The organism is Streptomyces sp. NPDC046821 (genome assembly GCF_040645335.1).
Lineage (GTDB): Bacteria > Actinomycetota > Actinomycetes > Streptomycetales > Streptomycetaceae > Streptomyces.
Window position 1 is genome coordinate 258766 of the sequence record NZ_JBEYYB010000012.1, and the last position, 17554, is coordinate 276319.

Below are 17554 nucleotides of genomic sequence, written 5' to 3' on the forward strand. Positions count from 1 at the left end.
CCGAAAAAACGCCCACACCCCGCGCCCCGCCCGAAGCAAATGCGCCTTGGGGTACGGAGTCAGAACGCCTGGAGATAGACCCTCGCCTGACCGGCGCCGACCGCCTGTACGTAGATGTCGATCCACTGCACGTTCTTGCGGCGGGCGTCCTTCACGCACGGAGGGCACACTCCTGCCGAGCGAACACTCTTGAGCGTCTGCGGCTCGGGCAGCCCGAAGTGCCCGAAGCGCTCTCCCTCGGGGGCGAAGTCCTTCTTCCGTGCCTTGAGTGGGTGTTCGGAGTGCAGATCGTGGGCGATGTCTTCGGCGTTCTTCCCGCTGGTGACGAAGGACAGCAGGTAGACGTCCTCCTGAGGATTGACCTGGACGGCACCCTTGGCCTGCGTGGCGCCCTCGGGCACCGCCACGTTCATGAACGCGGCAGCCTCGGTCACGCCCGCCGTCTTGTCCCAGTGCCAGTCGCGCCCCTCGGTCACGCGCCGATCGCCCGCGTCCGAGCCGGAGCACGAGCCGACGAGAAGGACGCCGGCCAGCGCCACGAAGATGCGGGCGGCACGTCGGATCATCAACGGTTCTCCTCATCACCGCGGGACACGTCTCCGCGGGTACCTTCGCGCCCCTGGTCGGGTGGGTGCACCGCAGAGGGCGTGTCACTGTTCAGGTCGTACGTGTAGGTGGAGCTGCTGCCCCTCATGTCGAACTCCTGGGCGAGACCTGTCTTGTGCAGACGGCCCATCTCGGAGTCGGGGACATCACCGATGACAGGAAAATTGGTCACCTTCCCAGCGTCCCAGTTGTACCGGTCCCAGACGTTGGCCTGGTAGTCGAGCGAGACCTTCGGCTTGCCGTCCTCACCGGGGCTGACGGTCACCATTCCCGAAACGTTCTGCTGGTGAGAGCCGACCGCGTGGAACCACTCGTCACTGCCGAAGGTCCTGCCGACCGCTTCGCTCTCCACAGGCACGACGACTGTCTTGTCGCCGCCGGCCTTCTCGAAGGCGTCGAGCCCCTGCTGACGCCACACGTCCTGATTCTTGGCGATGTGGGTCGAGACGTCTGTACGGAACTTGGAGTCGTCCTCAAGGATCTGGTCGACGTCCAGGTCGAGCGGTTCCCCGGTCTTGCCCAGATAGTGTTCCATGTTGCGTGACGCCGCGTTTTCCCCGGTGAAGTCGCCACCGGCGGCGATGGCCTGCGCGCGGGCCAGCAACAACAGGTCCTTGGCCGTGGGGTCCTCGGTGTTGAACGCACCGGAGCCCTCGTCTGCCGCGTGCCACTTGTACAGCGGGCTCATGACGCCGGCCTTCCGCAGCTCGTCCCCCTTCTCCTGGAGGAGGAGCGCGCGGGTGACCGGATCAAGACCGTGCCACCACTCGGCGACCGCCCGCTTGCCCTTGGGGATGTGCCGGGCCTTCGCCATCTCTTCCAGGGACGGGTAGGGGTTCTCTTTCGGATCCCGGTTGAAGCCGCCCATTGTGCCGTCCAGGAAGTCCGAGTCCTGGGTCAAGGAGGCGAGGGCGAGCTTGAACCCTTCGTCGGCGTCGTTCACCGCCTTCACAGCCACATCGATCTGGTCTCCCCAGCCGGCCGCCGTCGTACGGGCGCTCTCCTGATAGCCGGGGTCATGCACGTAGGCGACGTACGCTCCACGGTCGAGCTTGGACGTGTCGAAGGCGACGGCACCGCGCTCCGACACCCGCATACCGGCCTTCACCGCGTCGTCCCGGACGCCCTCGATGTTCTTCCGCAGCCTCGTGAACTCGGTGTGCGCGTCCCGGATCAGCTTCGCCACGGCCTTCGCCTCGCTCTGTGCGCCCCGGTACTCCTCGAGCGTCACCTCGAAGCGTGCGGAGCCGGCGTTCGCGCTGAGACCCACCCAGGTGTCCCCCAGGGAGATACCGTGCACTTCCTTCTCATAACTCCCCGCGAGCTTGTCGAAGTCCTCGGCCATCGCATCCCAGTCGCCGGCCGCTGTGGTGAGCTTCGACAGATCGGTGGACAGGATCTCGTAATACGTCGCCACGACTGAACTCCGTTCGGCGGATTCGCAGTTCGGCAAAGGTGGACTCGAAGGGGCGGGGCGTCACAATGCGTCGAGCGCGGAAGACTTCCGGACGCCCAGCCCCACACCCGTGTCAGCGCCCTGCAACAGCGTGTTGGTGGCCCGGAGGGCTGCCTTCTCCGACCCGAGACGATTCATCAGGGTCGTCAACGACTCGCCCCATGTCTTGCGCGCGGCCTTCAGAGCAGGACCGCTGAGCCATCCCTCGCCATCGCGTGGCCCGAACTCCTTGACCGCGGCTCCGGTGCTCTCGCGAGCCTGCGCCCCGGCCTTGCGGGTGTCCGGCTCCAGGTGCTTCTCGATCGCCTCGGCCGCCTTCTTCTTCTGCGCCGGAGTCGACACGAGGTCCTTGCCCGCTGCCGTACCTCCACCGCCGCCGTCGAGAGGGGCCAGGCGGTTCAGGTACATCTGCGTCGGCGCTGCCGCCCCAGGCGGCGCATCACCGTCAGTCACGATTCCTCCCCCGTACGTGATCGTCTCGGCAACTTTACGAGAGACGCGCCTGCGGAGGCAAAGGATTCGCAAACGCCGACGCCCTGAAGCGCATCGACCCGTAGGTCGAAGCGCTTCAGGGCGTCGGTCCTCTGTTCGTCCACCCTTGGCGGGTGGCAAGAGGGATCAGGCGGCGGCGGGCACTGCCTGCGGCTCGTCGGCGAGTTCTTCGAGCTCGACGGGGGAAGCGGTCGCGTGGTCGTACTTCGTGCGGTCCAGGATGTTCTCGCGGGCCGAGACGATGACCGGGACGAGCGCCTGGCCGGCCACGTTGGTGGCGGTGCGCATCATGTCCAGGATCGGGTCGATGGCGAGGAGCAGGCCCACGCCCTCCATCGGGAGGCCGAGCGTCGACAGGGTCAGGGTCAGCATGACCGTGGCGCCGGTGAGACCGGCGGTCGCGGCGGAGCCGATGACCGAGACGAACGCGATGAGGATGTACTCCTTGATGCCGAGGTGCACACCGAAGATCTGGGCGACGAAGATCGCGGAGATCGCCGGGTAGATCGCGGCGCAGCCGTCCATCTTGGTCGTCGCGCCGAACGGCACGGCGAAGGAGGCGTAGTCCTTCGGGACACCGAGGCGGATCGCCGACTGCTGCGTGACCGGCATGGTGCCGACCGAGGAGCGGGAGACGAAGGCCAGCTGGATCGCGGGCCAGGCGCCCTTGAAGAACTGGAGCGGGTTCAGCTTGGCGACCGTCGCGAGGAGCAGCGGGTAGACGCCGAAGAGGACGATGGCGCAGCCGACGTAGATGTCGACGGTGAACGTCGCGTAGTTGCCGAGCAGGTCCCAGCCGTACTGGACGATGGCGCGGCCGATGAGGCCGGCGGAGCCGATCGGGGCGAGCAGGATGACCCACCACAGGGCCTTCTGCAGGAGCTCCAGGACGGACTCGGAGAGCGTGAGGAGCGGCTGGGCCTTCGGGCCGATCTTCAGGACGGCGATACCGGCGACGACGGCCATGAAGACGATCTGCAGCACGTTGAGCTGCGTGAACGGCGTGATGATGTCCGTCGGGATGATGCCCGTCAGGAAGTCCAGCCAGGAGCCGGCGTGGTCGGGCTTGGAGCCGTCGGCCGGGGTGAGGCTGGAGCCGTTGCCCGGGTTGGTGATCAGGCCGATCGCGAGACCGATGACGACCGCGATCAGGGACGTGATCATGAACCAGAGCAGGGTGCGGGTGGCCAGCCGTGCGGCGTTGTTGACCTTCCGCAGGTTGGTGATCGACACCATGATCGCGAAGAAGACCAGCGGGGCGACGGCCAGCTTCAGGAGCTGGACGAAGATGCCGCCGACCTTGTCGAGGGTCGTGCCGAGCCAGGAGACGTCGTAGGTGCGGGCGACGAAGCCGAGCACGAGGCCGACGACGAGGCCGAGCAGGACCTGGGCCCAGAACGGGATGGGTATCCGGAAGCCGGGCTTCTGCTTCTCGGACGTGGACGCGGTGTTCGCGGACACGGACACACTCCAGTGATGACGCGCGGATGGGGGTTGGACGTTAAGGAAGCGGCCACCACGGGTGGAACAACCAGGGGCGCCGCTGCATCGAGGGGGTCGCGTCAGAGGCGACAGGCCGCGGACATGCAACGGCAGAGATCGACATGCAGACGCGCCACGAGCGGAACGCTCAAGCGGCGGCGGGCTGCGGATGTCTTCATGCCGATGACGTTAACACTCATACTTTGAGAACATCAAAGGGCTTCTTTGGGGGAAAGATGATGCCTTTTGGCGCCTCGACCCGTAAAAACGCAGGTGGCCCCGGCATCGATCGATGCCGGGGCCATCTTTACTGTGACGAAGCTTACGAGACCTTTATGGAACCCTCAGAGACCCTGAGGACCCCTTAGGGACCCTCAGGGGTCCTCAGGAGGCGCTCTGCGCGCGGGCGGCGTCGTCGGCGACGTCCTCCTGCGCTGCGTTGGCCTCGAAGCCGGCCTTCGCGCGGTCGACGCGGGCGACGATCTGGGCCGAGGCCCGGTCGCGCGCCTTGCGCAGCACGACGTAACTGATGGGCGCGGAGATGGCGAGAGCCAGCAGGGCGATCCACAGGAAGTAGGAACCGCCGACGCCGCGGGGCACGATGCCGGTCGAGGCGAAGCCCCAGACGACGAGGAAGCAGCCCGCGAAGATCCCGAAGCGCATCAGCGTGTAGCGGAGCATGTCAATCCACTCTTCCGTTCCTTAATCGGTCTCGTCCCAGTGAAGCACGTGCCGCCTGGGCGCTATTGAGCGGCATGACCCGTAAGGGCTAGGGTCGACCTATGACCCTTACGTTTCAGCTGGACCCGGCCGTCGACCCCGCACTGCGGGAAGGCGTTCTCGCTCTCTGGGCGGATGTGTCGAACGCGGGCGGCGCGGTCGGCTTCGTCCCGCCCGTGACGACCGAGGACATACGCCCGTCGCTGGTCAAGCACCTTGCGGAGATGGCGGAGGGCCGCTTCCGGCTGCTCGCCGGACGCGACGAGGAGGGCGCCGTGGCGGCCACAGCCTTCTTCTCCTTCAGCCAGCACCGCCTGATGCAGCACCACATCTGGCTCTACACGGTGATGGTCCACCCGAAGCATCAGGGCAAGGGGTACGGCCGTGAGCTGATGGCCGCGGCAGCGGAGGCCGCGCGCGGGTTCGACGGCATCGAGGCGATCCGTCTCACGTGCCGGGGCGGCACGGGCGCGGACCGCTTCTACGAGGCCTGCGGGTACAAGGAGGTGGGCCGGGTTCCGGGGGCGATCCGGGTGGCCCCGGGTGACGACCGGGACGACGTGCACATGATGCTGCCGCTCGGAACTGGCTGACGGCGCGCCGTGCTGCGGGTGCGGGTCTCGTCGTGGCGGGTCGCGCAGTTCCCCGCGCCCCTGAAGGCTCGCGGCTTCGCCGCGCCTTCCCCCAGCGCGTATTTCAGGGGCGCGGGGAACGGCGCGGGCGGCCACGGATCACCCGCAGCCGCCCACAGCCGAAACCCCTACGGCGAAAAGATCAAACCCGCATCGCCTGCGGCGCATCGCGGCGCGCAGGGTCAGGGCCCTCGTACTCGCGGATGATCTCGTAGCGCGTGTTGCGCTCGACGGGACGGAAACCGGCGTCCCGGATCAGGTCGAGCAGATCCTCACGGGTCAGCTTGTTCGGCGTGCCGTAATTGTCCGCGTCGTGCGTGATCTTGTACTCGACGACCGAGCCGTCCATGTCGTCGGCGCCGTGCTGCATCGCGAGCTGCGTGGTCTGCACGCCGTGCATGACCCAGAAGCACTTCACGTGCGGCACGTTGTCGAACAGGAGGCGCGAGACCGCGAACGTCTTCAGGGACTCGGCACCGGTCGCCATCGTCGTACGGGCCTGAAGGCGGTTACGGATCTTGCCGTCCTTCATGTCCACGAAGTCGTGCTGGTAGCGCAGCGGGATGAAGACCTGGAAACCGTTGGTCTCGTCCTGGAGTTCACGCAGGCGCAGCACGTGGTCGACGCGGTGACGGGGCTCTTCGATGTGCCCGTACAGCATCGTCGCCGGGGTCTTGAGACCCTTCTCGTGCGCGAGACGGTGGATCCGCGACCAGTCCTCCCAGTGGGTGTCGTGGTCGACGATGTGCTGCCGGACCTCCCAGTCGAAGATCTCGGCGCCGCCGCCGGTCAGCGACTCCAGGCCGGCGTCGATCAGCTCGTCGAGGATCTCGGAGGCGGAGAGCCCCGAGATCTTCTCGAAGTGGTGGATCTCCGTCGCCGTGAACGCCTTCAGGGCGACGCTCGGCAGCGCCTCCTTGAGGGCCTTCAGGGAGCGCGGGTAGTAGCGCCAGGGCAGCGTCGGGTGCAGGCCGTTGACGATGTGCAGCTCGGTGAGGTTCTCGTTCTCCATCGCCTTGGCGAGGCGGACGGCCTCCTCGATACGCATCGTGTACGCGTCCTTCTCGCCCGGCTTGCGCTGGAACGAGCAGTACGCGCAGGACGCGGTGCACACGTTCGTCATGTTGAGGTGACGGTTGACGTTGAAGTGGACGACGTCGCCGTTCTTACGGGTCCGCACCTCGTGGGCGAGACCGCCCAGCCAGGCCAGGTCGTCCGACTCGTACAGCGCGATGCCGTCCTCACAGGACAGCCGCTCGCCGTCCCGCACCTTCTGCTCCAGCTCGCGCTTGAGCCCTACGTCCATTGCCATTGCTCCTCACCAAAGACTGCGGGTAACGGTACTCCCCGGGCCTGATGGGCCCTCATCGGGCATGTCGGGCCCGCCCTGCTCCCCCTCGGGCAGCCCCACCCGGTTCCCCTACTCCTCCTCGGGCAGCTCCCCCACCCGGTTCTCCCACTTGGTGGAGAGCACGATCGTGGTCCGGGTGCGCGACACACCCTTCGTACCGCTGAGCCGGCGGATCGTTCGCTCAAGCCCGTCCACGTCGTTGGAGCGCACCTTGAGCATGTACGAGTCGTCACCCGCGATGAACCACAGGTCCTCGATCTCGTGCAGGTCCTTGAGCCGGCGCGCCACGTCCTCGTGGTCGGCGGCGTCGGAGAGCGAGATGCCGATCAGGGCGGTGACACCGAGGCCGAGCGAGGCCGCGTCGACGGTCGCGCGGTAACCGGTGATGACACCGGCCGCTTCGAGGCGGTTGATGCGGTCGGTGACGCTGGGGCCGGACAGGCCGACGAGGCGTCCCAGCTCGGCATACGAGGCGCGGCCGTTCTCGCGCAGGGCCTGGATGAGCTGCCGATCGACGGCGTCCATAGGTCCATGCCTTTCATTGTTGCGAGTTGAACGAATTTACCTGTAGAATCTAAGGCACACAGGGTACTCGCCCTGGGAACCTTTCAGTCGAACGGTCGTCTCACCTTCGACTGATCACTCAAACGATCTTCAACTACCGATCAAGACGATCATTCAGGAGCGCTGTCACCGTGTACACGATCGAGATGGTCCACGCCCGTATGCGCGAGCTGCAGGACGAGGCCAACCGCTCGCGTGCCCACCGGTCCATCCTCAAGGCGCGCGCCGCGCGGAAGCGGGCCGAGCGCGCCAAGAAGCGCTAGACACAAAGCCTTGGCGGTCCCTAGGCGCAAAGCCTCAGCGGTCCCGCCAGGCACGAAGCCCTAGCGGTCCGGAGAGCCGCCACCCAGCTCTCCCTCCCACCGGCGGTAGAGCCGATGCGGCACACCCACCGCGTCCAGCGCCCGCCCGGCGACGAAGTCCACCAGATCCTGGATGTGCGTCGCCCCCGCGTAGAACGCCGGAGAGGCGGGCAGCACCACGGCGCCCGCCTCGTCCAGCGCCACCAGATGCTTCAGCGTCTGCCCGTTCAGCGGCGTCTCGCGCACCGCCACCACCAGCTTGCGCCCCTCCTTGAGCGTCACGCTCGCCGCGCGCTGGAGCAGGTCCTTCGACAGACCGAGGGCCACCCCCGCCACGCACGCCGTGGACGCGGGCACGATGATCATCCCCTTCGCCGGATACGACCCGGACGACGGCCCGGCCGCGAGATCCCCCGCGGCCCAGTACCGCACGTCGTCGAGAGCGTCGCCCACCACGTAGGCGCCCGGCTTCCCGTCCGCCCCGCGCGCCAGCCACTCCCCCAGGTCCGCCTGCCAGTGCGCGTCCCGGAAGGCGATGCCCGTCTCGTCGAGCAGCGTCAGCCGTGAGGCCCGCGACACGACGAGGTCCACGCTCTCGCCGGCCTCCAGCAGCGCGCGCAGCACGGCGGCCGCATACGGGGTCCCGGACGCACCGGAGACCCCCACGATCCAAGGCCGGCGCCCATTTTCTCCTGCGGTCATGCCATCGAGCCTATCCGGCACGCCCTCACTGTCAGACAGTCAGGCCGCGTACGAGCAGGTCCAGCAGGGCGCACACGAACAGCGCGATCCCGATGAATCCGTTGACCTGGAAGAAGGCCCGGTTCAGGCGGGACAGGTCGTGCGGGCGCACGATCGTGTGCTCGTACAGGAAGGCGCCCGCGACGATGACGAGGCCGATCCAGAAGAACACCCCGGCGCCGGTCGCCAGCGCGTACCAGACGAACAGGGCCGTGGTGACCGTGTGGCAGGCGCGGGCGCCCCAGATGGAGGCGGGGATGCCGAAGCGGGCCGGGACCGACTTCACGCCGACCTCGCGGTCCGTCTCCACGTCCTGGCAGGCGTAGATCAGGTCGAAGCCGCCGATCCAGATGCCGACCGCGAGCCCGAGGATCACCGCCTCCCAGGACCACGACCCGGTGATCGCGATCCACGCGCCGACCGGGCCCATCGCCTGCGCGAGACCCAGGATGGCCTGCGGGAAGTTCGTGAACCGCTTGCCGTACGGGTAGACGACCATCGGGATCACCGCGATGGGGGCCAGGGCGAGGCAGAGCGGGTTCAGCAGGGCCGCCGCGCCGAGGAAGATCACCAGGGCGATCAGCGCGCCGGTCCACGCCGACTTCACGGACACGGCGCCGGTGACCAGCTCGCGGTGCGCGGTGCGCGGGTTACGGGCGTCGATCTCACGGTCGATGATCCGGTTCGCCGCCATCGCGAACGTGCGCAGGCCCACCATGCAGATCGTCACCAGGAGCAGCCGCCCCCAGTGGATGTCCCTGTCCAGCTCGTACATCGCGGTCAGCGAGGCGATGTACGCGAAGGGCAGCGCGAACACCGAGTGCTCGATCATGACGAGGCGCAGGAACGCCTTCGTCCGGCCCGGCTGCGGAATCGCGGCGGAGGCGCTGGTCACAGGCCGTACTCCTTCCAACGGCGGTCGACCGTCGCCGCCGTCTCCGGGTCCGACAGCACCATCTCGGGCCAGCCGCCGTCCCGGGTGTAGCCCTCCTCGGGCCACTTCTTCGTCGCGTCGATCCCCGCCTTGCCGCCCCAGAACTGCTGGTACGAGGCGTGGTCGAGGTGGTCGACCGGGCCCTCGGCGACCGTGAGGTCACGCGCGTAGTCCGTGTTGCCGAGCGCGCGCCACGCGACCTCGTGCAGGTCGTGCACGTCGCAGTCCGAGTCGACGACCACGATCAGCTTGGTCAGCGACATCATGTGGGCGCCCCACACGGCGTGCATCACCTTCTGGGCGTGCTTCGGGTACTTCTTGTCGATCGAGACGATCGCGCAGTTGTGGAAGCCGCCCGACTCGGGCAGGTGGTAGTCCACGATGTCCGGCACGATGATCTTGAGGAGCGGCAGGAAGAAACGCTCGGTCGCGCGTCCGAGCGGACCGTCCTCCGTCGGCGGGCGCCCCACGACGATCGACTGGAGGAGCGGACGCTTCCGCATCGTCACGCAGTCGATCTTCAGCGCGGGGAACGGTTCCTGCGGCGTGTAGAAACCGGTGTGGTCACCGAAGGGACCCTCCGGAAGCATCTCGCCCGGCTCCAGCCAGCCCTCGATCACGACCTCGGCGTTCGCCGGCACCTGGAGCGGCACGGTCTTGCAGTCGACCATCTCGATCCGCTTGCCCTGGATGAACCCGGCGAAGAGGTACTCGTCGATGTCACCGGGCAGCGGGGCCGTCGACGCGTACGTCACCGCCGGCGGGCAGCCGAAGGCGATCGCGACCGGCAGCTTCTCGCCCTTGCGGGCGGCCACCTGGTAGTGGTTCCGGCTGTCCTTGTGGATCTGCCAGTGCATACCGATGGTGCGCTTGTCGTGGCGCTGGAGGCGGTAGAGACCGAGGTTACGGATGCCGCTCTCGGGGTCCTTGGTGTGCGTCAGGCCGAGGTTGAAGAACGAGCCGCCGTCCTGCGGCCACGTGAACAGCGCGGGCAGCGCGTCGAGATCGACGTCGTCCCCGGTGAGGACAACCTCCTGGACCGGAGCCTCCTTCACCTTCCTCGGCGGTACGTGCACCATCGAGCCGAGCTTCCCGAACGCCTCGCGCACGCCCACGAATCCATGCGGCAGCTCGGGCCTGAGCAGCCCGCCGATCTTCTCGCTGATCTCGTCGTACGACTTCAGACCGAGCGCCTTCAGGAGGCGGCGGTCGGTGCCGTACACGTTCATCGCGAGGGGCATCGAGGAGCCGCGCACGTTCTCGAAGAGGAGGGCGGGACCGCCTGCCTTCTGTACGCGGTCGACGATCTCACCGACCTCCAGATAAGGGTCGACCTCGGCCTTGATGCGCTTCAGGTCACCCTCGCGCTCCAGCGCCCGGAGGAGGGAGCGAAGATCGTCGTAAGCCATGCCTCCCAGTATCGAGCACCCGCTACCCTGGCCCGGTCACCGGGGGCCCGCGTCGCCTCCACGCCGTTCCTTGGGGGATCCCGCCACCATGCTGCGCTACATCCCGTTCCTGCTGGTCCTGGCGTTGTGGATCTACGCCTTCATCGACTGCCTGAACACCCCGGAGGAAGAGGTCAGGGGCCTGCCGAAGGTGGTGTGGGTGATCATCATCCTGCTCTTCGGCGAGGTGCTCGTCGGCCCGATCGCCTGGCTCGTCGCCGGCCGGTACCGGCGCGCGCCCGCGGGCGGAGCGACGCCCTCCGAGTGGCACCGCAACCACCGCACCACGTTCGTCGCGCCCGACGACAATCCCGAGTTCCTCCAGTCCCTCAGGGAAGAGAACAAGAAGGACGAGTCGCTCCTGAAGGACTGGGAGGCCGATCTGCGGCGCCGCGAGGAGGAACTGAAGCGGCGTGAGCGGGAGCGGGAGCAGGGGGGCGAGCAGGCGTGAGCGGCGGCTTTTCTCCGGAGCGGGTGGGTCCGCCTTGGGGACAGGCGTGAGCACGCTCGGGCCCGAACTCGCGCGCGAGTGGCTGGCGACGGCCGTGGCGGAGGCGCGGGCCGGGCTCGCCGAGGGCGGCATCCCGATCGGCGCGGCGCTCTACTCGGCGGACGGGCGGGTCCTCGGGCGCGGGCACAACCGCCGTGTGCAGGACGGTGATCCGTCGGCGCACGGCGAGACGGACGCGTTCCGCTCCGCGGGCCGGCAGCGCTCGTACCGGGGCACGACGATGGTGACGACGCTCTCGCCCTGCTGGTACTGCTCGGGGCTTGTACGGCAGTTCGGGATCTCGCGGGTGGTCATCGGTGAGGCGCGTACGTTCCACGGCGGCCATGACTGGCTGGCGGAACATGGGGTTCAAGTTCTGGTGCTCGACGATGCCGAGTGCGTGGCGTTGATGCGGGAGTTCATCGCGGCGCGGCCCGAGCTGTGGAACGAGGACATCGGGGAGTAGCGACGCCCCGGGGAACGTACGGGAACGGTTGCCGTCGAGCGGCCCCCCGTTCCGCTCGACGGCCTTGGCCGGGGTGGCCCCCCGTCCCACACTCTCCCCGTTCACCGGCCCGCGACCGGACCGTCGCCGGCCGTGCGATCCCCCCGGTCCGCACGGACCGACATCAGCCCGGACACTCGGAACAGTCTGACCCATCCGCCGTTCGGAGTGGTAGTTCTTTCTAGAAAACCATTTCACTCCGGGAGCTGCCCGCACCAGCCGGGACGAACCACGCTTCCGGGGATTCTCCGGATAAATCCGCGTGCCCTAGGCTGGTTTCCACCATGGCTCCCAAGCAACAGCGCGGCGCGGCAACAGCCGACCGACTCCTGGACGCCGCCCTGCGGGTGTATGCCGAAGAGGGCGAGCAGGGCATCACCGTCAGTGCTCTCACCAAGGCGAGCGGCGTCAGTCTCGGCAGCCTCTACCACCACTTCGGCAGCGTCGACGGGCTCATGAGCGCCCTGGTGATGCGCTGGCTGGGACGTCTCCTCGACGAGCTGGCGGCGGCCCTGGTCCGGTCCCGTACGGCACGGACCGGCGTACGGGCTCTCGTGCGTGCGTATCTGGACTTCGTCCAGGAGTACCCGGACGCGTCCCGCCTCATGCACTCCTCCTTCGCGGACCGGGCGGGCATGGCGCGGGGGCGGGAGCTGCGGGACGCGCAGGAGGCCCGGCTCTCGCCGATGGCGGAGTGGCTGCGGCCGCGCGTCGAGTCCGGCGAGGTGGCCGCGCTGCCGATGCCGCTGATCGAGGCGCTGGTGCTGGGACCGGTCGTCGGAGTGGCGCGGCGCTGGCTGTCCGGCGTCGACGACGTGGATCTCGCCGAGGCGGCGCGGGTCCTGCCGGACCGGATCTGGCGGTCGCTGGCGCCTTGAGCTGCGGCCGCGTACCGCGCTCCCTGCGCCTCAGCTCGGATCCCGCCCCGCGGCGGCGACGTACCAGTCCCTGAGCTGTTGCCACCGTTCCGGGGTCCAGGCCGCCCAGGCCTGTTCGTCCGTCGGGTGGCCGTCGAGCGCGGCGACGAGGTGTTCCAGGTGGTCGTGCCAGCCGGCCAGACAGTCGAGGCGCAGGGCATCGTCGCCGTCGAACTCGTTCGTGAAACGCAGGGTCGTCGCGCTCCGGCCGTCCGGCTCCAGATGGAACCGCATCCTGCCGTGGAGCCCTTCGAGGGTGTACTCGGCGACGCGCTCGCCGTCCCAGGCCGTCACGTTGCCTCGGTGGGCGCCTCCGTTGTTGAGCCACCGCAGCGTGACCGCCCCGCCGAGCCGGGGCTCGAACACGTCGGCGGCGGCCAGCCATCCCGGAAGTCCTTCCGGGGTGGCGACCGCCGCCCAGACCTGCTCCACGGGGTGGGGCAGACCGATCGTGAAATGGAGGGTGTGCGTATCACCCTCGGTCCTGCTCGTGCCGGGTTCGACGGGCGCGGCGGATTGGCTCATACCTCCAGGCTGGCCCGCCCGCGCGCCGCTCGCACCCCGCCGGCTCAGACTCCGGCGTAGGAGTGCTTGCCGGTGACGAAGATGTTCACGCCGTAGTAGTTGAAGAGCCAGCAGCCGAAGGCGATGAGGGCCAGGTAGGCGGCCTTGCGGCCCTTCCAGCCTGCGGTGGCGCGGGCGTGCAGGTAGCAGGCGTACGCGACCCAGGTGATGAAGGACCAGGTCTCCTTGGGGTCCCAGCCCCAGTAGCGGCCCCACGCGTCGCCGGCCCAGATCGCGCCCGCGATGATCGTGAACGTCCACAGCGGGAAGACGGCCGCGTTCACGCGGTACGAGAACTTGTCGAGCGAGGCCGCGGCGGGCAGCCGCTCCATGACGGACGTCGCGAACTTGCCGGGCTGTCCGCCGCTCGCCAGCTTGCTCTCGTACGCGTCGCGGAAGAGGTAGAGCAGCGTGCCGACCGCTCCGACGTAGAACACGGCGCCGCAGAAGATCGCGGTGGAGACGTGGATGTACAGCCAGTACGAGTGGAGGGCGGGAACCAACTGGTCGCTGGCGGTGTACAAGACAGTGACAGCGAGGCCGAGATCGAGGAGGACCGTGGTGACCAGCGGGAGGCCGAGCCAGCCGATGTTCTTCTTCGCCAGCATGAAGCCGAGGTACACACCGACGGCGACGGTGGAGAAGGTGATGTTGAACTCGTACATGTTGCCCCACGGCGCGCGCTGCACGGAGAGCGCGCGGGTGAGGACACCACCGGCCTCGACGAGGAACGCGAGCACGGTGAGAGACACGGCGATACGGCCGTAGAGGTCGCCCTGCGCGTCGCCGCCGGAGGCGCCGGGGCCGTCCGGGACGTCACGCGCGCCGGCCACGGCGCGGGTCACGACGGCGGGCCGCTCCAGGGTCTTGGTGCCGCCGTCCTTCCCCTTGACCTGCACCTTCACGGTGCCGGTCGCGGCTGCCGCGTCGCCCTTCTGCTGGGTCAGCGCGGCGGCTGTGCGGCCGACCTTGCTGCGGCTGCCGAAGACCCACTCGGCCATGTGCGCGAAGAAGGCCAGGAGGTACACGGCCATCGACGAGTAGATCAGCACATTGCTGATGCTCGCGAGATTCTCGTTGGTTGCGGCGGCGAGATTCACTTCTCAGCCCCTTCGGCAGGAACAGGTTCGGGATCGGCGGCGCTGGGCGCCTGTTCGTGGAGGTGTGCGGCCAGATCGCCGAGCTCTTCGGCCACCTTCGAGGACTCGTTGCGGCCGAGGCCGCCCATCTCGACGAGGGTGACTCCGTCGGCGCCCTTCACCGCCCGCACCCAGATGCGGCGGCGCTGGATGAACAGGGAGGCGGCGAGGCCCGCGATGGCGGCGATCGCTCCGGTGAGGGCCCAGCCGGTGCCGGGCTGGTCGGTGATCTGGAAGCTCGCCCACTGCTTGATGTCCTTGTCGAACGTGATCGACCCGGCACCGTTCGGAAGCTGCATGGTCTCGCCGGGCCGCAGCCGCGTCTTGAGCAGCTCCCCCTTGGAGTCCGTGAACTTCTTCATCTTGGAGGTGTCCAGTTGGTACACGTTCTGTGGGATGCCCGAGTCGACACCCAGGCTGCCGTGGTACGCGGACAGCGCGAGGACGGGGTAGTCGAGCGCGGGGAACTGGGAGAACATGTCGCCCTTGCCGGAGCCCGCGAAGGTCGGCACGAAGAAGGCGTTGAAGCCGAGCTGTTCCTTCTTGCCGTTCTTGTCGCGGTAGCCGTCCATGACCTTGATGGCACCGGTGGAGGTGACGTTCGAGTCGATGGGCAGCAGCGCGACGGCCTGGCGGGAGACGATCTTGCCGCGGCCGTCCCGGACGGTGACGGTGGGCGCGTAGCCGTGGCCGTTGAGGTAGACCTTGGTGCCGTCGATCTCGAGGGGCTTGTTGACCTCGATCGCGGTCTTCTGGTCCTTGCCCTCGGCCCCGACGCTGTAGGTGACGTCGGCGCGGTAGGTGCGCGGGGTGGCCTTGTTCGGCCCGCTCCGCTCGTACGTCCCGACGAACTTGTCGAGCTGGAAGCTGAACGGCGTGAGGTCGGTGTCCGCGTCGAAGAGGCTGCCGGACTTGAAGTCGTCGTACATCGGCAGGGCGTTGGAGAAGCCTCCGTCGCCCTCGACCATCAGCTTGCCGCCCTCGGACTTGAAGAGCTGGCCCCAGGCGAAGGCGATGAGCATCACGATCAGGGCGACGTGGAAGACCAGGTTGCCGGCCTCGCGCAGGTAGCCCTTCTCCGAGGAGACGGCGTCGCCCTCGGCGTGGGCGCGGAAGCGGCGCTTCTTGAGCAGGGCGAGCGCGGCGGCGCGGACCTCCTCGGGCTCGACGTCGGTGCGCCAGCTGGTCGAGGCGGGCAGGTGCGTGAAGCGCTTGGGGGCGCCGGGCGCGCGGCCGCGGAGCTGGCCGACGAACTGCCAGGTGCGCGGGACGATGCAGCCGATGAGGGAGATGAACAGCAGGATGTAGATCGCGGAGAACCACACCGAGCTGTAGACGTGGAAGAGGCCGAGCTTGTCGTAGACCGGCGCGAGCGTGGTGTGCGCGTCCTTGAAGGTCTGCACCTTCAGCTCGTCGGTCCCGGACTGCGGGATGAGCGAGCCGGGGATCGCGCCGAGCGACAGCAGGAAGAGCAGGATCAGCGCGACGCGCATCGAGGTGAGCTGCCGCCAGAACCAGCGGGCCCAGCCGATGACGCCGAGGCGGGGCAGGTTGGGGCCGCGGTCCTCGGAGTCCTCCTCCGGGGCGGTGGACAGGTGCGAGCCGGCTGCGCCGAGTTCGTCGGCGGTCACCTGGCCCGCGTCGCCCGCGTCGTCCGCGTCGTCCGCCGCGCGTGTCTCGCCGGCCTCGCGGGTCTCGCCGGCCTCGCTCGTCTTGCCGGATTCAGTCGTGCTCATGGATCAGATTCCCACCGTGAAGCCGTCGGACCAGGTCTGCATCTGCTGGACGAGGATGTCCCAGGCTCCTGTGAGCAGCAGAATTCCGGTCAAGATCATCATGATGCCGCCGATCCGCATCACCCAGGCGTAGTGCTTCTTGACCCAGCCGAAGGCGCCGAGGGCCTTGCGGAAGGCGACGGCGGCGAGCACGAAGGGAATGCCGAGCCCGGCGCAGTACGCAACGGTCAGTATGGCCCCGCGGCCCGCGCTCGCCTCGTTGAACGAGAGCACGGTCACGGAGGCCAGCGTCGGTCCGATGCACGGGGTCCAGCCGATCCCGAACAGCGCACCGAGCACGGGCGCGCCGATCAGCCCGGTCACCGGCCGCTTGTGGAAGCGGAATTCGCGCTGGGTGAGCCAGGGCATCAGCCCCATGAAGAAGACCCCCATGAGGAGCATGAGGACTCCGAGGATCTTGGTCAGGGTGTCCTGGTACTCCTGGAGCGTCTGGCCGAAGTAGCCGAAGAGGGCGCCGCCGGAGACGAAGACGGCGGTGAAGCCCGCGACGAAGAGCGTGGCGCCCAGCGCCATCCTGCCCCGGCGGGCGTCCGCCAGGTCGGTGCCGCTGACCCCGGTCACGTAGGACAGGTAGCCGGGCACGAGGGGCAGGACGCAGGGCGAGAAGAACGAGAGCAGACCGCCGAGCGCGGCGATCGGGAGGGCGAGCAGGAGCGTGCCGGTTTCGACTGTGCTGTTCACTCCGTCAGCGGCGAGATCGGTGAACGTGGGGGTCACCGTCGCTCACTTCTCCGCGATCACGGGGTCGATCATCTCGCGCAGCTTGTCCTCGCTGAGGGCGCGCAGCGAGCGGGCGGCGATCTTGCCGTCGCGGTCGATGACGAGCGTGGAGGGGATGGACTGCGGGTTGAGCGTGCCCTTCGCGAAGCGAAGCATCAGCTTGCCCGAGGGGTCGTAGAAGCTCGGGTAGGGAATCCCGTGGTCCTTCTCGAACTGGAGGGCCGGCTCGGTCTGCGCGTCGCGGGTGTTGATGCCGATGAACTGGACGCCCTTGGCCTGGGTCTCCTTCGAGACCTTGGCGAAGTAGTCGGCCTCGGCGCGGCAGGGCGGGCACCAGGAGCCCCAGACGTTCAGGACGACGACCTTGCCCTTGTAGTCGGCGAGGTCGAGGTGCTTGCCCTCCAGGTCCTTGCCGTCGAGCTTCGGCGCGGGCTGACGCTCCGCCTTGGCAGCGGTGGAGATGCCGCCGGAGTTCGTCACGAAGTTGGTGTTGTTGCCGCCGCCCGAGGTCCCGCCGGAGCTGCAGGCGGAGAGCGTCAGCGCAGCGACGGCGGCTCCTGCGGCGAGGAAGACGGTACGGCGCTTGGTTGCAGCGAGGTGGGGAACGCGGCAGGCGGCACTCATGTGAAAAGTTTCGCATGTCTGTTTAGGGGATCTTCCGCACCCCCCTTGGGTACGGAAAAGCCCATTTCAGC

Annotated in this window: 20 protein-coding genes; 5 read left to right on the forward strand and 15 right to left on the reverse strand. The window is 68.2% G+C overall.

Annotated elements, in window-relative coordinates:
- Positions 1-59: 59 nt before the first annotated feature.
- The 5 genes from ABZ893_RS25570 to ABZ893_RS25590 all read right to left on the reverse strand — a co-directional run bounded on the left by ABZ893_RS25570 (position 60) and on the right by ABZ893_RS25590 (position 4717).
- Positions 60-566, reverse strand: coding sequence for a hypothetical protein (locus ABZ893_RS25570; RefSeq protein WP_361407657.1), 507 nt, complete (start codon positions 564-566; stop codon positions 60-62).
- Positions 566-2023 carry a hypothetical protein gene (locus ABZ893_RS25575; RefSeq protein ID WP_361407659.1) on the reverse strand — a complete coding sequence of 486 codons (1458 nt, stop codon included), beginning with the start codon at positions 2021-2023 and terminating at the stop codon, positions 566-568. The genes ABZ893_RS25570 and ABZ893_RS25575 overlap by 1 nt, the downstream gene beginning before the upstream one ends.
- 60 nt (positions 2024-2083) lie before the next feature.
- The gene (locus ABZ893_RS25580; RefSeq protein ID WP_361407661.1) at positions 2084-2515 is read right to left on the reverse strand and encodes a hypothetical protein; all 432 of its coding nucleotides are present in this window, start codon (positions 2513-2515) and stop codon (positions 2084-2086) included.
- Positions 2516-2680: 165 nt separating this feature from the next.
- Positions 2681-4015 (reverse strand): dicarboxylate/amino acid:cation symporter, encoded by a 1335-nt coding sequence (locus tag ABZ893_RS25585; RefSeq protein WP_361407663.1) that lies wholly within the window; start codon positions 4013-4015, stop codon positions 2681-2683.
- 405 nt (positions 4016-4420) lie between these two features.
- Positions 4421-4717: a DUF4229 domain-containing protein gene (locus ABZ893_RS25590; RefSeq protein ID WP_361407665.1), complete on the reverse strand. Its 297-nt coding sequence runs from the start codon at positions 4715-4717 to the stop codon at positions 4421-4423.
- Positions 4718-4818: 101 nt separating this feature from the next.
- On the opposite strand from ABZ893_RS25590, the gene ABZ893_RS25595 reads away from it, so the two are divergent.
- Positions 4819-5349 carry a GNAT family N-acetyltransferase gene (locus ABZ893_RS25595; protein ID WP_361407667.1) on the forward strand — a complete coding sequence of 177 codons (531 nt, stop codon included), beginning with the start codon at positions 4819-4821 and terminating at the stop codon, positions 5347-5349.
- Between the two features lie 181 nt (positions 5350-5530).
- Here the strand turns inward: ABZ893_RS25595 and mqnE are convergent, their stop codons facing one another.
- Both mqnE and ABZ893_RS25605 read right to left on the reverse strand, forming a co-directional pair.
- Positions 5531-6694: an aminofutalosine synthase MqnE gene (gene mqnE, locus ABZ893_RS25600; protein ID WP_361407669.1), complete on the reverse strand. Its 1164-nt coding sequence runs from the start codon at positions 6692-6694 to the stop codon at positions 5531-5533.
- 114 nt (positions 6695-6808) lie between these two features.
- Positions 6809-7264, reverse strand: coding sequence for an Lrp/AsnC family transcriptional regulator (locus ABZ893_RS25605; RefSeq protein WP_361407671.1), 456 nt, complete (start codon positions 7262-7264; stop codon positions 6809-6811).
- Between the two features lie 170 nt (positions 7265-7434).
- Here ABZ893_RS25605 and ABZ893_RS25610 point away from each other — a divergent pair, with 170 nt between their 5' ends.
- Positions 7435-7566, forward strand: coding sequence for a hypothetical protein (locus ABZ893_RS25610; protein WP_361407811.1), 132 nt, complete (start codon positions 7435-7437; stop codon positions 7564-7566).
- Between the two features lie 60 nt (positions 7567-7626).
- On the opposite strand, the gene ABZ893_RS25615 is transcribed toward ABZ893_RS25610, so the two are convergent.
- From ABZ893_RS25615 to ABZ893_RS25625, 3 genes are read right to left on the reverse strand one after another with little or no spacing between them, the layout of a single operon-like run.
- Positions 7627-8307 (reverse strand): UbiX family flavin prenyltransferase, encoded by a 681-nt coding sequence (locus tag ABZ893_RS25615; protein ID WP_361407673.1) that lies wholly within the window; start codon positions 8305-8307, stop codon positions 7627-7629.
- Between the two features lie 31 nt (positions 8308-8338).
- Entirely contained in the window at positions 8339-9241 is a 903-nt protein-coding gene (gene mqnP / locus ABZ893_RS25620) for a menaquinone biosynthesis prenyltransferase MqnP (RefSeq protein WP_361407675.1), read from the reverse strand.
- A complete protein-coding gene (locus ABZ893_RS25625; RefSeq protein WP_361407677.1) occupies positions 9238-10689 on the reverse strand; it encodes a menaquinone biosynthesis decarboxylase in 1452 nt (483 codons plus the stop codon). The genes mqnP and ABZ893_RS25625 overlap by 4 nt, the downstream gene beginning before the upstream one ends.
- Before the next feature lie 88 nt (positions 10690-10777).
- Between ABZ893_RS25625 and ABZ893_RS25630 the strand changes: the two genes are divergently transcribed.
- The 3 genes from ABZ893_RS25630 to ABZ893_RS25640 all read left to right on the forward strand — a co-directional run bounded on the left by ABZ893_RS25630 (position 10778) and on the right by ABZ893_RS25640 (position 12601).
- Positions 10778-11179 (forward strand): PLD nuclease N-terminal domain-containing protein, encoded by a 402-nt coding sequence (locus tag ABZ893_RS25630; protein ID WP_361407679.1) that lies wholly within the window; start codon positions 10778-10780, stop codon positions 11177-11179.
- Positions 11180-11225: 46 nt separating this feature from the next.
- Positions 11226-11684, forward strand: coding sequence for a nucleoside deaminase (locus ABZ893_RS25635; protein WP_361407681.1), 459 nt, complete (start codon positions 11226-11228; stop codon positions 11682-11684).
- 323 nt (positions 11685-12007) lie between these two features.
- On the forward strand, positions 12008-12601 hold the full coding sequence (locus ABZ893_RS25640; RefSeq protein ID WP_361407683.1) for a TetR/AcrR family transcriptional regulator: 594 nt from the start codon (positions 12008-12010) through the stop codon (positions 12599-12601).
- Positions 12602-12631: 30 nt separating this feature from the next.
- On the opposite strand, the gene ABZ893_RS25645 is transcribed toward ABZ893_RS25640, so the two are convergent.
- From ABZ893_RS25645 to ABZ893_RS25665, 5 genes are read right to left on the reverse strand one after another with little or no spacing between them, the layout of a single operon-like run.
- Complete coding sequence (locus tag ABZ893_RS25645) at positions 12632-13165, reverse strand: SRPBCC domain-containing protein (RefSeq protein WP_361407685.1); 534 nt, start codon at positions 13163-13165, stop codon at positions 12632-12634.
- Between the two features lie 44 nt (positions 13166-13209).
- The gene (gene ccsB / locus ABZ893_RS25650; protein WP_361407687.1) at positions 13210-14304 is read right to left on the reverse strand and encodes a c-type cytochrome biogenesis protein CcsB; all 1095 of its coding nucleotides are present in this window, start codon (positions 14302-14304) and stop codon (positions 13210-13212) included.
- Positions 14301-16079: a cytochrome c biogenesis protein ResB gene (locus ABZ893_RS25655; RefSeq protein WP_361407689.1), complete on the reverse strand. Its 1779-nt coding sequence runs from the start codon at positions 16077-16079 to the stop codon at positions 14301-14303. Before ABZ893_RS25655 ends, ccsB begins: the two co-directional genes overlap by 4 nt.
- 3 nt (positions 16080-16082) lie before the next feature.
- Complete coding sequence (locus ABZ893_RS25660; RefSeq protein WP_361407691.1) at positions 16083-16856, reverse strand: cytochrome c biogenesis CcdA family protein; 774 nt, start codon at positions 16854-16856, stop codon at positions 16083-16085.
- A 6-nt stretch (positions 16857-16862) separates the two neighbouring features.
- Entirely contained in the window at positions 16863-17483 is a 621-nt protein-coding gene (locus ABZ893_RS25665; RefSeq protein ID WP_361407693.1) for a TlpA disulfide reductase family protein, read from the reverse strand.
- Positions 17484-17554: the final 71 nt, after the last annotated feature.